Below are 14,196 nucleotides of genomic sequence, written 5' to 3'. Positions count from 1 at the left end.
TCACCTACATGACAGGCCATGAGCGACCCCATCCTTACCATTGACGAACGCGCGGCGATCAACGCCGGGCGCTGGTTTGCAAGTCTTTCCCCCTCACTCAGGCATGACATTCTGCGATGCACTTACGTCAAGCGTTATCACGACGGCGAGTTGATCACGGCCCGTGGCGAACAGCCTCAGGAGTGGATTGCCTGCGCCAAAGGCGCGGTGCGGGTCAGTTCGACCGCGATTTCCGGCAAACAAATCACGCTGACCTATGTGGAGCCCGGCATCTGGTTTGGCGATGTGGCCATCTTCGACGGCGACCGGCGCACCCACGATGCCTACGCCCATGGCGACACCACCATTCTGTGTGTCGCGCGGGCCGATTTCACCAAAATCCTGGCCCAGCACACCGAGCTGTACGAAGCCCTGCTGCGGCTGCACGCCCGTCGCATCCGTCAGTTGTATGGTCTGGTGGAAGACCTTAACACCCTTCCTCTGCGTGCCCGACTGGCCAAACAGCTGTTGCATCTGGCCAGGTCTTATGGTGTGCCCTCGCTCAGTGACGCGGCGGAGGTGCGCATTGGCCTGCAATTGGCGCAAGAGGAATTGGCCCAGCTGCTGGGAGCCTCACGCCAGCGCGTCAACCAGGAGCTCAAAACCCTGGAGCGCGAGGAAACCATCCGCATCGAGCCGGGTGGTGTGGTCATCCGCAACCGGGACGCCTTGATGGGTATCACCCAACTTTGACCAGCACAAGCACTTATGAACAACTCTGACGATTTCTCTGGCACGCGTGCCGTTCCCGCTGCACAGGCCTTTGACCAGACCGCGCTGACGCAGTGGCTGACAGGCCACTTGGCTGGTTTTGCCGGCCCATTGCAGGTCGAGTCATTCAAGGGGGGGCAGTCAAACCCCACCTACAAACTCATCACCCCGACTCAGACTTATGTGATGCGGACCAAACCTGGCCCGGTGGCAAAACTGTTGCCGTCCGCACACGCCATTGAACGCGAATTTGCGGTCATGACCGGTCTGCGTGGCTCAGACGTGCCGGTGCCCGAAATGTTGTGTCTGTGTGAAGATGAATCCATCATCGGACGAGCTTTCTACATCATGTCGTTCATGGGTGGCCGCATTTTCTGGGAGCAGTCGCTGCCCGGCATGGCGGTCCAGGAACGCGGTGCCATTTACGACGAAATGAACCGTGTGATCGCCGCACTACACCGCGTGGACTTTACCCAGGCGGGTTTAGGCAACTATGGCAAGCCGGGAAATTATTTCGAACGCCAGATTGGGCGCTGGAGCAAACAATACCAAGCGTCCATCACCCAGCCAATCACTGAAATGGATCACCTCATGGCCTGGCTGCCCACGCACATCCCGGACATGGCGCGCGACCCGACCATGGTCAGCATCGTGCACGGTGACTACCGGATGGACAACCTGGTGTTCCACCCAACCGAGCCACGTGTGATCGCCGTGCTTGACTGGGAACTGTCCACTTTGGGACATCCACTGGCTGACTTCAGCTACCACTGCATGGCATGGCACATTCCTCCCGGCGCCTTTCGTGGTATTGGCGGACTAGATCTGGCTGCGCTGGGCATTCCGGCGGAAGCGCAGTACATCCGCCAATACTGTGAGCGCACCGGCATAGTCACCCCAACACAGCTGACCGCCGATTGGAGCTTCTACATGGCCTACAACCTGTTTCGCATGGCTGCCATTTTGCAGGGTATTGCCAAACGGGTTGAGGCCGGTACCGCCGCCAGTGCCCAGGCCGTGAGTGCCGCTGCCGGTGCCCGCCCCCTGGCACAACTGGCCTGGCAATTTGCCAACACCACACCGTGAGCCAACAGCGCCTCGCCAACATTCCAACTCTGATTTCGAAAGACTGCCATGGATTTTGATTACTCCCCCAAGACCAAGGAATTGCAGGCCAAACTGCTGCGCTTCATGGATGACTACATTTATCCAGCCGAAGGGAATCACCACGCAGAGGTCGAAGCCAATACCGCTGCCGGCAAACGCTGGACACCGTTGCAAACCATCGAAAACCTCAAACGCAAAGCCCAGGAGCAAGGGTTGTGGAACCTTTTTCTGCCGCTGGACAGTGCGCAGGCTGCCGGATTTGACGGTGCCGGCCTCACCAATCAGGAATACGCGCCACTGGCTGAAATCATGGGCCGCGTGCCGTGGGCCAGCGAAGTGTTCAACTGCTCAGCCCCTGATACCGGCAACATGGAAACCATTGCGCGTTATGGCTCCCTCGTCCATAAGGCCGAGTGGCTCAAACCCCTGCTCGAAGGCAGGATCCGCTCCGCATTTGCCATGACCGAACCTGACGTGGCGTCCAGCGATGCCACCAACATTGAGACCCGCATGGAACGCCAAGGTGATGACTACGTCATCAATGGTCGTAAATGGTGGATCAGCGGCGCCGGTGACCCGCGTTGCGCCATCCACATTGTGATGGGGAAAACCAACCCCGAGGCCGACCGCCACACCCAACAAAGCATGATTCTGGTACCAGCCAACAGCCCGGGGGTGACCGTGCTGCGCCCTCTGAATGTCATGGGTTATGACGATGCCCCCCACGGCCACATGGAAATCAGCTACAAAAATGTGCGGGTGCCAGTCAGCAACATCCTGCTAGGGGAAGGCCGCGGTTTCGAAATCGCCCAGGGCCGCCTGGGGCCAGGACGCATCCACCACTGCATGCGTCTGATTGGTCTGGCGGAACGGGCCTTGGAACTGATGTGCCGGCGCACGTCCAGCCGCATTGCCTTTGGTAAACCCATCGCGTCCCAAACCGTCACCCAGGAGCGGATTGCTCAAGCCCGCTGCAAGATCGACATGGCCCGCCTGCTGACACTCAAGGCAGCCTGGATGATGGATGTGGCGGGTAACAAATTCGCCAAGAATGAAATCGCCATGATCAAAGTCGTGGCGCCCGGCATGGCCTGCGAGGTGATTGACTGGGCCATGCAGGCGTTTGGCGGTGCGGGCATGTGCGACGACTTTCCGTTGGCCTACGCCTACACCTGCGCACGCACGTTGCGCTTTGCCGATGGGCCGGACGAAGTGCACCGCAATGCCATTGCCAAACTGGAACTGCGCAAATACATGCCTTCACCTGCAAAAGTCGATATGCCGGTCACCCGCGGTTGTTAACGGAAGCGGCATCCTGCAACTCAATAGCTATGTTATTAGTAGCTATTGAGGCAATGAATACGCGGGATAGAAGGTGTTTTTATCGAGAAAAGGTTACCAGAAAACCGGCATGCTACGCTCAAAAAGGTCAATGCAGATGACGTGGTTTGCGGCCACCACCATGCCCCATACCACTGCCACCCGAGCCGCGAGGCGGTTTGCCAAGCTGCAACGAGTTGACCAGATCATCAAAACGTTGGCTGAACAGGCTGTCAATGGCAGCGACCACGCCACCAAGTTCGGCGCCGTCAAAGTGGCGCTCCATCAGATTGACGACATCCTGCACCAATAGATCACGCTGCACTTGCATGATGGACGCCGGATCAGGACCGACAAACAGCATGACAAAATCGTCACGAGACTCAGCGTCCGACGAGGCCTCTTCGTCTTCATCGTCAAATTCGGTATCGTAAAAAGTCACTTCAATGGCTGCACCGGACAATGCCACGTCATTGAGGTTCATGCACATTTCGTCGAGCGCCTGACGAAAATCGTCATCCCCCTCCACCGTCCAGCACATTTGCAGTAGGCGGTCCTTGGCATCAAACTGGATGCCCGGCTCATCCTCGTAGTAGCTACCGGCAGCGGCCGACAGGGATTTGGCACCCGCGTACTTCCACAAGGGTTTGAGGGCATCCTGCAGATGATCAAAAGTGACATCAGCGCGCAGCGCCACTTGACCATGGACGTGAATTTCAAAGGGGGCGTTATAACGTGCCATGAGATGAAAGTGTAGTGGTGCCCGAGACCGGAATCGAACCGGTACGCCCGTTATTCACGAAGCGGCGGATTTTAAGTCCGATGTGTCTACCTATTTCACCACTCGGGCATGACCGTATTGTGAAACAAAAAACACCCGGCTCAACCAACTTGCAGGGCCTGCATACACAAATTGGAACCGGGATTTTTTGGAGGCGCGACCCAGAGTCGAACTGGGCTCCACGGATTTGCAATCCGTTGCATAACCGATTTGCTATCGCGCCAAAACCGTTACAAAAAAGGGAAGCACTGCTTCCCTTTTTTGGAATCTGGAGCGGGAAAAGAGTCTCGAACTCTCGACCTCAACCTTGGCAAGGTTGCGCTCTACCAACTGAGCTATTCCCGCGTAGACGCAAACCAGAGCTTGCATCAATAAAAAAACTGGAGCGGGAAAAGAGTCTCGAACTCTCGACCTCAACCTTGGCAAGGTTGCGCTCTACCAACTGAGCTATTCCCGCGTCGTAAGCCCTAGATTATAAAGTAAAAACTTCCTTCTTCTGCATCAACAATCAAAAATCTTCGTCAATGCTTGACCGTACCCGACAACGAGGGCTGTTCAATGGCAGCGTCTGCCGCAGTGACCGCCGTCGGCTCCACTTCTGACAACGGCGTTGGCATACGTTCCAGGGCGATTTCCAGAACTTTGTCAATCCAGCGCACGGGAACGATTTCCAGGCCATTCTTGACATTCTCGGGAATGTCCTGCAGGTCTTTGGCATTCTCTTCGGGGATCAACACGGTCTTGATGTCGCCCCGCAAGGCCGCCAACAATTTCTCCTTGAGCCCACCAATAGCCGTCACTTCTCCGCGCAAGGTGATTTCACCCGTCATGGCCACATCACAGCGCACAGGAATACCTGTCATGGCCGACACAAAAGCCGTTGTCATGGCGGCACCGGCGCTCGGGCCATCTTTCGGAGTGGCGCCATCGGGCACATGGATGTGGATGTCCTTTTTTTCAAAGAATTCGTCCTTGATGCCCAGCCGGTGCGAACGACTGCGGACCACAGTGCGAGCAGCCTCCACAGACTCTTTCATCACATCGCCCAACGAACCGGTTCGGGTGATCACCCCTTTACCCGGCATCATGGCGGCTTCGATGGTGAGCAGATCTCCACCTACTTCAGTCCATGCCAAACCGACCACCTGCCCGACCTGATTTTTCTTCTCGGCACGACCATAGTCGTACTTGCGTACCCCGAGAAACTCATTGAGGTTGTCACCTGACACCACCACCTGTCCGATCATTTTCTTGAGTTGGATCCCCTTGACCACCTTGCGGCAGATTTTGGAAATTTCACGCTCCAGAGAGCGCACACCGGCCTCCCGGGTGTAATAACGCACGATGTCGCGAACTGCGTCTTCGGTAACGACCAGCTCTGATTCTTTGACACCATTGTTTTTGAGTTGCTTGGGCAGCAGGTATCTGATGGCAATATTGGTTTTCTCGTCCTCGGTATAACCTGACAACCGGATCACTTCCATCCGATCCAGCAAGGCAGGTGGAATATTCATCGAATTCGATGTCGCCACAAACATCACATCACTCAGGTCGTAATCAACTTCCACGTAGTGATCACCAAATTTGTGGTTTTGCTCCGGATCCAGCACCTCAAGCAACGCACTTGACGGATCACCGCGAAAATCGGTCCCGAGCTTGTCAATTTCGTCGAGCAAGAACAACGGATTGCGGGTGCCCACCTTAGACAAACTCTGCAACACCTTGCCCGGCATGGCGCCAATGTAGGTACGCCGGTGACCGCGAATCTCAGCCTCGTCACGCATGCCGCCCAAAGCCATGCGGACATATTTGCGTCCAGTGGCCTTGGCGATCGATTGCCCCAGCGAAGTCTTCCCCACGCCCGGCGGACCCACCAGACACAAAATGGGGGCCTTGACCTTGTCAACACGCTGTTGGACAGCGAGATATTCCAGGATGCGGTCCTTGACCTTGTCCAGGCCATAGTGGTCTTCGTTCAAGACCTGCTCGGCATTGACCAGGTTGTGCTTGATCTTGGTTTTGGCAGCCCACGGCAAACCTGTCAGCACATCAATGTAATTGCGCACCACCGTCGCCTCGGCGGACATGGGTGACATGAGCTTGAGCTTTTTCAGCTCACCCTCGGCCTTTTTCAACGCTTCCTTGGGCATTTTGGCGGCCTTGATCTTTTTCTCAATCTCCTCAATATCGGCGCCGTCTTCACCCTCGCCCAGTTCCTTCTGAATGGCTTTCACTTGCTCATTCAGATAAAAATCGCGCTGGTTTTTCTCCATCTGCCGTTTGACCCGGCCACGGATTTTCTTGTCCACATTCAATATGTCGACTTCACGTTCAATCTGCTCGAACAGGTTTTCCAGACGTTCCTTGATGTCGGCGAGTTCCAGCACCGCCTGCTTGTTTTCCAGCTTCAAGGGCAAATGGGCTGCAATGGTGTCTGCCAACCGTCCGGCATCATCAATGCTGGAAATGGAAGTCAGTATTTCCGGCGGGATTTTTTTGTTCAGTTTGACATATTGGTCAAACTGTTGCATCACAGCGCGCCGCAATGCCTCAATTTCACTGGTCTTGGTGCGTGACTTCGCTTCCGGTTCGGACTCTGCCTCCACTGGCGTGATACTGGCCAAGAAATGCGACTCGCCATCTTCAACCTTTGTCACTGATGCGCGCTGTTGACCTTCCACCAGCACCTTGACGGTGCCATCTGGCAGCTTAAGCATTTGCAGGATGGTCGAAATACAGCCCACATTGAACATGTCGGTTACCAGCGGATCGTCCTTGGCTGCTGCTTTTTGTGCCACCAGCATGATGCGCCGATCCGAACTCATGGCGGCTTCCAGCGCCTTGATGCTTTTGGGTCGACCGACAAAAAGCGGTATGACCATGTGCGGAAATACCACCACATCGCGCAAAGGCAACAGCGGTAAATCAAACGGAATAGCAGGTAAAGGGGTGTGACCAGACATAAAGCATCCTTTAGTTACCCGGAAGATATGGAGCGGCATGACCGCATTTCAAGCGGTCATGCCATTATGGATAAGCAAATTGATCCCAATGAGGGCAATATGCCCACAAAGACAGACCTAATCAGGCCTTCCTGGCTGCTTCTCGGTAAACCAGCAACGGCGGTTTGTTTTCGTCAATGGTGGACTCGTCAACTACCACCTTTTCAACATTAGACGAATTGGGCAGTTCAAACATGGTGTCAATCAGCGCTTGCTCCAGAATGGAACGTAGCCCTCGGGCACCCGTTTTTCGGGCCAGCGCCTTCCTGGCAATGGCTTTCAAGGCTGAGGGCCGGATTTCCAGTTCAACATCCTCCATGGCAAGCAGCTTGGCATACTGCTTGACCAAGGCGTTTTTGGGCTCGGTCAGAATCTGAACCAGGGCATCTTCACTGAGCTCCCCCAGCGTCGCCACCACGGGCATGCGTCCGACCAGTTCAGGAATCAGACCAAATTTGATCAAGTCCTCAGGCTCCACCTCCTTGAAGACATCCGTCAGACTGCGATTTTGCTTGCTCTTAACTGCAGCGCCAAAACCGATGCCGGACGATTCGGTACGGTTTTCAATGACCTTCTCAAGCCCAGCAAAAGCGCCACCACAAATAAACAGAATATTGGTGGTGTCTACCTGGACAAAATCCTGATTGGGATGCTTGCGCCCACCCTGTGGTGGCACACTGGCCATGGTGCCTTCAATCAACTTGAGCAAGGCCTGCTGCACACCTTCCCCCGAGACATCGCGGGTAATGGACGGGTTATCCGATTTACGCGAAATTTTGTCAATTTCATCAATATAAACAATACCCCGTTGTGCCCGCTCAACCTCATAGTTGCAACTTTGCAGCAACTTGAGCACGATATTTTCAACGTCCTCCCCCACATAACCAGCTTCCGTCAGCGTCGTGGCATCAGCCATGACAAAAGGCACATCCAACATACGCGCCAATGTCTGCGCCAGCAAGGTTTTACCTGAGCCCGTGGGGCCAATCAGCAAAATATTGCTTTTGGACAGCTCCACATCGTCCTTGGCTGACTGCCCCTGATGCCTGAGCCGTTTGTAGTGGTTGTAGACTGCTACCGCGAGGATTCGCTTGGCCGCCTCTTGACCAATGACATAGTTGTCGAGATTGGCTTTGAGTTCGCCAGGTGTGGGCAAGTCACTTTTGCCAACGGCCTGCGTTGTTGCCGGCAACTCATCACGAATGATTTCATTGCACAAGTCAATACACTCATCGCAGACAAAAACGGATGGGCCGGCGATCAGTTTCTTGACTTCATGCTGGCTTTTACCGCAAAACGAGCAGTACAACGTTTTTTCGCCTGAGGAGCCTTTTTTTTCGGCCATGAGAACTACGCCCTTTTTGAGATAACCTGGTCAATCAGACCATATTCCTTACATTCTTCAGCCGACATGTAATAGTCACGCTCGGTATCGCGTTCGATACGCTCCAGCGGTTGTCCGGTACGTTCAGCCAATATCTTGTTGAGCTGTTCCCGTGTTTTCAAGATCTCCCGGGCCTGAATTTCGATTTCAGTGGCCTGCCCTTGGCTCCCCCCTGATGGCTGGTGGATCATGATCTTGGAATTCGGCAGCGAAAACCGCTTGCCCTTGGCCCCAGACGCCAGCAAAAAGGCCCCCATGCTGGCCGCCATACCTGTGCACAGCGTTGACACCTGAGGCTTGATGAAGTTCATGGTGTCATAAATGGCCATGCCGGCACTCACAGAACCACCGGGCGAATTGATGTAAAACGAAATATCTTTGTCAGGGTTTTCGCTTTCCAGAAACAATAACTGCGCCACCACCAGATTGGCCACATGATCATTGACAGGCCCCACCAGAAAAATCACGCGCTCCTTCAGCAAGCGCGAATAAATGTCATATGAGCGCTCACCACGACCCGACTGTTCAATCACCATGGGCACCATGCCCAGATTCTGTATGTCCATAGCACTCCTGCAAGGGTTCATGTTGACTCCAAATAAACTGGCCTTACTGTAGCCAAAAAAGCAAGACTCCAAACAAATGGGGCTTGATTGCCTGACAACAAGTCAGGCACAAGCCCCAATTTGAACGACATGAATCAGTCAGCGTTTAGTTTTGTGCCATCAACTCATCAAATGCCATGGCTTTTTCCGTCACCTTGGCTTTGGACAGCACAAAGTCAGTCACATTGTTTTCAAGAACAATCGCCTCTACTTCAGCCAAGCGCTTGTTGTCACTGAAATACCAACGCGACACCTCGGCAGGCTTTTCGTAGCTGGCAGCCAGTTCTTCGACATGCGCCTTGATCTGCTCCATCGTGGCCTGCAGGGCATTGGCACGCACCAACTCTGCCACCACCAAGCCCAGACGCACACGACGTTCGGCTTGAGGACGGAACACGTCATCAGGAATCTCCACCTTATCAGCATCCTTGATCCCACGCTGCTTCAGGTCAGCACGCGCGCCTTCGAGCAGACGTGCCATTTCAGCCTGCACAGCGGCGTTGGGCAAATCCAGCTCAGCCTTGGCCACCAAGGCATCCATCACCGCAGTCTTGTTGCGCGCCAGCAGACGAGACTTGACTTCGCGTTCCAGATTCTTCTTGATGTCGGCACGCAGACCGTCCACGGTGGCGTCGGCAATGCCCAGGGACTTGGCCAGGGCCTCGTTGACTTCCGGCAGGTGGGCTGCCTCAATCTTCTTGACCGTAACCATGAAGTCAGCCGTCTTGCCAGCCACGTCCTTACCGTGGTAATCAGCGGGAAATGCCAACGGGAAAGTCTTGCTCTCGCCGGCCTTCAGACCGCGAGTAGCCTCTTCGAACTCCTTGAGCATCTGGCCGTCACCGAGGATGAACTGAAAGCCTTCGGCTTTGCCTCCGGCAAACGCTTCACCATCAATCTTGCCTTCAAAATCAACCGTGACGCGGTCACCATTCTCAGCAGCAGCGTCATGCGGGCGCTGCGAGAAGGTACGACGCTGCTTGCGCAAAATGTCCAGCGTCTTGTCAATGGCGGCGTCAGACACTTCAGCCGTGATTTTTTCAACTTCAGCGGTGGAGAGGTCACCAATCTTGACTTCCGGGTAGACCTCAAACACAGCTTCAAAAGTCAGTTCACCTTCAGGCGCACCTTCTTTTTCGTTGATTTTTGGCTGGCCGGCCACGCGAAGTTGAGCATCATTGGCCGCATTAAAAAACGCCTCGCCCACCTTGTCATTCATGACTTCGTATTGCACTGAATAACCGTAGCGCTGCGCCACCACATTCATCGGTACCTTGCCCGGGCGGAAACCGTCCATCTTGACGGTGCGCGCCAGCTTTTTCAAGCGTGCAGCCACTTCGGACTGGATGGTGTCGACGGGCAAGCTCAACGTCATTTTGCGTTCCAGCTTTTCTAGTGTTTCTACAACTGCGGCCATGTTTTTTCTCCAAAAAAGTGTGGTGCGCGGGGCGGGACTCGAACCCGCACACTGTTGCCAGCGTCAGGACCTAAACCTGGTGCGTCTACCAATTTCGCCACCCGCGCAAATTAAAGGGGGCGGAAAAACCCCGCCCCCCAAAATTGGTCAGCCGCGGATTTTAACCCGTTGCAGCCTCCATCCCGACGGCGCCGATCTTTCCACAACACTTAAGAGGAGTTTAAGAATGCATTTTTAGACTTCAGTCCAGTTTCAAACACTTCAAGAACTGACCGTCATGTCCATCCGAACCAACGCCCAACGCAAGGTACTGCAAACACCGATGTCTGCCCTATCAGCGCTCCACGCCCCACTGGGTTCGCCACACCGTTTGGTTGCGGAAAAATTCATTCATGACATCTTTGCATCCAGATACGGTGCCAATATCCCCTCATTTGCCCCGAATCTGATGGTATTGGAACGCAATCAAACCATCATTGCCGCCACCGGCTGGCGTAGCGCTCAGACCAGCAAACTCTATCTGGAACACTATCTGGACCTGCCCATCGAACAAGCCATGGCGCAATTGGCCCACCAGCACGTCAAGCGCGAACGGATTGTGGAAGTTGGTCACCTGGCTTCACAAAAAGCTGGCGGCAGTGTGCACATCATTCGCGCCCTGGCCGACCACCTGAGTGCACAAGGGTTTGAATGGGTGGTCTTCACCGCCACCCAGGAACTGATCGGGATTTTCGCCAAGCTGGGTTTGCCATTATTGGCGCTCACCGCTGCGAACCCGGCCCGCTTACGTGATGAAGCCAGACACTGGGGCAGCTACTATGACACTCAACCCATTGTGGTGGCTGGCAAAATTCGTCTGGCCCTGCAACGCATGGACGCCACAGCGTGAGCGCCGCGTTGCTACTGGATGCGCTATGCGCCCACCCAGAAGACAACCTCGTTCTGCAAGACAGTTCCCAATGCCTGAGCGCGTCTTCACTGCTGGCCCATGTACACACTTTGGCCGAGCAGTTGCGTCCATGCCGGGTACTGGCGGTACTGGCTGACAATGGCGCCGATTGGGTGTTGGCCGACCTGGCAGCCCTGCATGCGCAAACAGTCCATCTGCCAATTCCGACTTTTTTCAGTCCGGCCCAAATGGTCCACACGTTGGAGCAAACCGCTGCCGATGCCATCCTGACCGACCAGCCCAATCGGGTTGAAGCCCTTCGACTCGGTTTCGTGGCAGAAGGAACATGGCGCACTTTCACCTTAATGCGACGGACATCAGCGGCAGCCACGCTGCCGGCAGGCACCGCCAAAATTTCGTTCACATCCGGCAGCACCGGCAACCCCAAAGGCGTTTGTTTGAGTGCGGCTGGGCTGATGGCCACAGCCACATCGCTGCAAACCCAACTGGCCCCACTGCATATCACCCGCCACCTTGCCGTTTTACCGCTGACCTTGCTGTTGGAAAACACCGCTGGTATTTACGCTGCCCTGCTCAGTGGCGCCCAAGTACATCTGCCCAGTCTGTCCACCATGGGCTGGCGCGGCATGACTGGTTTTGACCCGGCCGCACTGCAGCAGACTGTTGCCACCCATGCACCCCACAGCCTGATTCTGGTGCCCGAATTGCTCAAAGCCTGGACCCTTTATCTGGCCGCAACCAGACAACAAGCCAGTACCAGCCTGGCGTACGTGGCGGTTGGTGGTGCCCGGGTTGATCATGCACTTCTTGCTCAGGCACGAGCCGTCGGGATCCCTGCCTATGAAGGTTATGGTCTGACCGAATGCGGCTCCGTCGTCAGCCTGAACCGCCCTGGTGATGAGGGCCAGGGCGTTGGCCGCCCGCTGCCCCATGTTCAGGTGCGGGTAGAAAACCAAGAGATCCATCTCACAACCCCGGCATTCCTGGGGTATGTAAACAGCCCTTCGGCATCATCTGGAGTCACACCAACAGCTGATTTCTCCACCGGTGATCTCGGTTACCTGGACAACAACGGTCACCTGTACCTGTCTGGACGGCGAAAGAACCTGCTGATCACCGCCTTTGGCCGCAACATTTCCCCCGAATGGGTGGAATCTGTCCTGCTGGCACAACCCGCCATTGCCCAAGCGGTCGTGACGGGAGAAGCGCAACCCTGGTTGTGTGCGGTTCTGGTTCCCATGCCCGGCGCCACACCGGAACAAATCAGCGCCGCCGTGACACAGGCCAATGCCACCCTGCCCGATTACGCACGGATTGGCGGCTGGTTAAGCAGCGAACCTTTTACCCTGCAAAACACCATGGCCACCGGCAACGGTCGCCCGGTGCGCACTGCCATTGCGCAACACCACGCTGCCGCCCTGGCAGCGCTCTACACCCAAAAGGAACCAACCCATGACGTTTTATGACCAACTCACTGCCAACACCAGCACCGAACGTCTTGAGCTTCTGGCGATCCCGATCATTGCCGACTGCCTGCATGGACGTGTGCAACTGGCCGGCTACCAGGCGTTTCTGAGCCAGGCCTACCACCATGTCCGCCACACCACACCGTTGCTGATGTCCCTGGGTGGTCGCTTGCCAGAACGTCTGAGTTGGCTGCGCCGCGCTGTGGCGGAATACATTGAAGAGGAAATTGGCCACGAAGAATGGATTTTGAACGACATTGCCGCCACCGGTGGCGATGCCCAGGCCGTTCGGGCCAGTCAACCCGAGCTCCCTGCCGAAGTGATGGTGGCCTACGCCTACGACCTGATTCAACGTGGTAATCCAGCCGGCTTTTTTGGCATGGTGTTTGTGCTGGAAGGCACCAGCGTGGCACTGGCGCTGATGGCGGCAGACCGTATCCAGCAGGCCCTGGGCTTGCCCGACAACGCGTTCTCCTATTTGCGTTCACACGGCACACTTGATCAGGAGCACACCCAGCATCTGGCGACATTGCTGGAGAAAATGACCCCCGAAGATCAGCAGGAAGTGCTGCGCTGCGCCAGGATTTTCTACAAGCTGTATGGCGACATCTTCCGTGCCCTGCCCGGCGCCACCCCCGAGGGCACACCATGCAACTGAAGCAGGCACGCATCCTCCTCACTGGCGCCAGCGGCGGGCTGGGCCAGGCGTTGGCCCGACAACTGACGCAGGCTGGTGCCAGCGTGTTGCTGGCGGGCCGTGACGCCGCCAAGCTTGAGGCACTGCAGACCGAACTGGGTTCCAGCGCCAGCCATGTGATCGCTGATCTCAACAGTGCAGCGGGCATCACGCACACCGTGCAAGCCGCCGTGGCGTTCAAGGCCAATGTGCTCATCAACAACGCGGGCATCAGCGCATTCGGCTTGTTCGACGAGCAGCACTGGAGCGTGATCGAGCAGTTGGTGACCACCAATTTGCTCACCCCCATGCGCCTGACCCACGCCTTGCTGGCCCACCTCAAGGGACAGCCCGAAGCAGCGATCATCAACGTCGGCTCCACCTTTGGCAGCATCCCGTTTGCCGGATTTGCCGCGTACTCCAGTGCCAAGGCCGGTTTGCGCGGGTTTTCGCAAAGCCTGCGCCGTGAGTTGTCTGACAGCAACGTCGCTGTCATCCACGTCGCCCCGCGTGCCATTGACACGGCGCTGAACACACCGGCCGTCAATGCCCTCAACCTGGCTCTGAAAAACCACAGCGACAGCCCCAATGCCGTGGCCCGGCGCATCATCACAGCCCTGCAACATGGCCGGGGCGATCATCACATCGGTTTTCCTGAACGGCTGTTTGCCTGGCTCAATGGTTTTGCCCCATCGCTGGTGGACAGCGGTCTGGCCGCCAAGCTCCCCATCATCAAACAACACGCCCGCACATCCCTACCAACCTCATCCCAGTAAAT

12 protein-coding genes and 5 tRNA genes are annotated in these 14,196 nt (G+C 56.1%); 7 read left to right on the top strand and 10 right to left on the bottom strand.

From position 1 onward, the window contains the following. Positions 1-18: 18 nt before the first annotated feature. The 3 genes from PHW99_RS01815 to PHW99_RS01805 are packed head-to-tail and all read left to right on the top strand — an operon-like array spanning position 19 to position 3,159. A complete protein-coding gene (locus tag PHW99_RS01815; protein WP_300173202.1) occupies positions 19-732 on the top strand; it encodes a Crp/Fnr family transcriptional regulator in 714 nt (237 codons plus the stop codon). A gap of 15 nt (positions 733-747) precedes the next feature. Beyond that, on the top strand, positions 748-1,836 hold the full coding sequence (locus PHW99_RS01810) for a phosphotransferase (protein WP_300173199.1): 1,089 nt from the start codon (positions 748-750) through the stop codon (positions 1,834-1,836). Between the two features lie 48 nt (positions 1,837-1,884). Then, positions 1,885-3,159, top strand: coding sequence for an acyl-CoA dehydrogenase family protein (locus PHW99_RS01805; protein WP_300173197.1), 1,275 nt, complete (start codon positions 1,885-1,887; stop codon positions 3,157-3,159). 127 nt (positions 3,160-3,286) lie between these two features. On the opposite strand, the gene PHW99_RS01800 is transcribed toward PHW99_RS01805, so the two are convergent. From PHW99_RS01800 to PHW99_RS01755, 10 genes are all read right to left on the bottom strand, one after another. After that, positions 3,287-3,919 (bottom strand): DUF6806 family protein, encoded by a 633-nt coding sequence (locus tag PHW99_RS01800; RefSeq protein ID WP_300173194.1) that lies wholly within the window; start codon positions 3,917-3,919, stop codon positions 3,287-3,289. Positions 3,920-3,934: 15 nt separating this feature from the next. Further along, a tRNA-Leu gene (locus tag PHW99_RS01795) sits at positions 3,935-4,027 on the bottom strand. Between the two features lie 80 nt (positions 4,028-4,107). Then, a tRNA-Cys gene (locus PHW99_RS01790) sits at positions 4,108-4,181 on the bottom strand. A gap of 46 nt (positions 4,182-4,227) precedes the next feature. Further along, positions 4,228-4,303 (bottom strand) — tRNA-Gly (locus PHW99_RS01785). Between the two features lie 36 nt (positions 4,304-4,339). Beyond that, positions 4,340-4,415 (bottom strand) — tRNA-Gly (locus PHW99_RS01780). 64 nt (positions 4,416-4,479) lie between these two features. Continuing rightward, positions 4,480-6,921 (bottom strand): endopeptidase La, encoded by a 2,442-nt coding sequence (gene lon, locus PHW99_RS01775; RefSeq protein ID WP_300173191.1) that lies wholly within the window; start codon positions 6,919-6,921, stop codon positions 4,480-4,482. A 121-nt stretch (positions 6,922-7,042) separates the two neighbouring features. Further along, positions 7,043-8,305: an ATP-dependent Clp protease ATP-binding subunit ClpX gene (gene clpX, locus PHW99_RS01770; RefSeq protein WP_300173189.1), complete on the bottom strand. Its 1,263-nt coding sequence runs from the start codon at positions 8,303-8,305 to the stop codon at positions 7,043-7,045. A 5-nt stretch (positions 8,306-8,310) separates the two neighbouring features. Beyond that, on the bottom strand, positions 8,311-8,931 hold the full coding sequence (clpP, locus tag PHW99_RS01765; RefSeq protein ID WP_300173255.1) for an ATP-dependent Clp endopeptidase proteolytic subunit ClpP: 621 nt from the start codon (positions 8,929-8,931) through the stop codon (positions 8,311-8,313). Between the two features lie 124 nt (positions 8,932-9,055). Continuing rightward, on the bottom strand, positions 9,056-10,366 hold the full coding sequence (tig, locus tag PHW99_RS01760; RefSeq protein ID WP_300173187.1) for a trigger factor: 1,311 nt from the start codon (positions 10,364-10,366) through the stop codon (positions 9,056-9,058). A gap of 20 nt (positions 10,367-10,386) precedes the next feature. Then, positions 10,387-10,473 (bottom strand) — tRNA-Leu (locus PHW99_RS01755). Positions 10,474-10,643: 170 nt separating this feature from the next. On the opposite strand from PHW99_RS01755, the gene PHW99_RS01750 reads away from it, so the two are divergent. From PHW99_RS01750 to PHW99_RS01735, 4 genes are read left to right on the top strand one after another with little or no spacing between them, the layout of a single operon-like run. After that, positions 10,644-11,255 (top strand): thermostable hemolysin, encoded by a 612-nt coding sequence (locus PHW99_RS01750; RefSeq protein ID WP_300173185.1) that lies wholly within the window; start codon positions 10,644-10,646, stop codon positions 11,253-11,255. After that, on the top strand, positions 11,252-12,742 hold the full coding sequence (locus PHW99_RS01745) for an AMP-binding protein (RefSeq protein WP_300173183.1): 1,491 nt from the start codon (positions 11,252-11,254) through the stop codon (positions 12,740-12,742). The genes PHW99_RS01750 and PHW99_RS01745 overlap by 4 nt, the downstream gene beginning before the upstream one ends. Next, complete coding sequence (locus tag PHW99_RS01740; protein ID WP_300173181.1) at positions 12,729-13,400, top strand: iron-containing redox enzyme family protein; 672 nt, start codon at positions 12,729-12,731, stop codon at positions 13,398-13,400. Before PHW99_RS01745 ends, PHW99_RS01740 begins: the two co-directional genes overlap by 14 nt. Further along, complete coding sequence (locus PHW99_RS01735) at positions 13,391-14,194, top strand: SDR family oxidoreductase (RefSeq protein WP_300173179.1); 804 nt, start codon at positions 13,391-13,393, stop codon at positions 14,192-14,194. The genes PHW99_RS01740 and PHW99_RS01735 overlap by 10 nt, the downstream gene beginning before the upstream one ends. The last annotated feature ends 2 nt before the right edge of the window (positions 14,195-14,196 follow it).

The sequence above is a fragment of the Rhodoferax sp. genome (genome assembly GCF_028689305.1).
In the GTDB taxonomy this organism is placed as follows: domain Bacteria; phylum Pseudomonadota; class Gammaproteobacteria; order Burkholderiales; family Burkholderiaceae_C; genus Rhodoferax.
Note: the sequence above shows the minus strand (reverse complement) of the source record. Positions and strands in the feature narration are given on the sequence as shown.

Coding starts and splice junctions, on each gene's coding strand:
- PHW99_RS01815 (WP_300173202.1), top strand. CDS start 19: ATGAGCGACCCCATCCTTACCATTGACGAACGCGCGGCGATCAACGCC.
- PHW99_RS01810 (WP_300173199.1), top strand. CDS start 748: ATGAACAACTCTGACGATTTCTCTGGCACGCGTGCCGTTCCCGCTGCA.
- PHW99_RS01805 (WP_300173197.1), top strand. CDS start 1,885: ATGGATTTTGATTACTCCCCCAAGACCAAGGAATTGCAGGCCAAACTG.
- PHW99_RS01800 (WP_300173194.1), bottom strand. CDS start 3,919: ATGGCACGTTATAACGCCCCCTTTGAAATTCACGTCCATGGTCAAGTG.
- lon (WP_300173191.1), bottom strand. CDS start 6,921: ATGTCTGGTCACACCCCTTTACCTGCTATTCCGTTTGATTTACCGCTG.
- clpX (WP_300173189.1), bottom strand. CDS start 8,305: ATGGCCGAAAAAAAAGGCTCCTCAGGCGAAAAAACGTTGTACTGCTCG.
- clpP (WP_300173255.1), bottom strand. CDS start 8,931: ATGAACCCTTGCAGGAGTGCTATGGACATACAGAATCTGGGCATGGTG.
- tig (WP_300173187.1), bottom strand. CDS start 10,366: ATGGCCGCAGTTGTAGAAACACTAGAAAAGCTGGAACGCAAAATGACG.
- PHW99_RS01750 (WP_300173185.1), top strand. CDS start 10,644: ATGTCCATCCGAACCAACGCCCAACGCAAGGTACTGCAAACACCGATG.
- PHW99_RS01740 (WP_300173181.1), top strand. CDS start 12,729: ATGACGTTTTATGACCAACTCACTGCCAACACCAGCACCGAACGTCTT.
- PHW99_RS01735 (WP_300173179.1), top strand. CDS start 13,391: ATGCAACTGAAGCAGGCACGCATCCTCCTCACTGGCGCCAGCGGCGGG.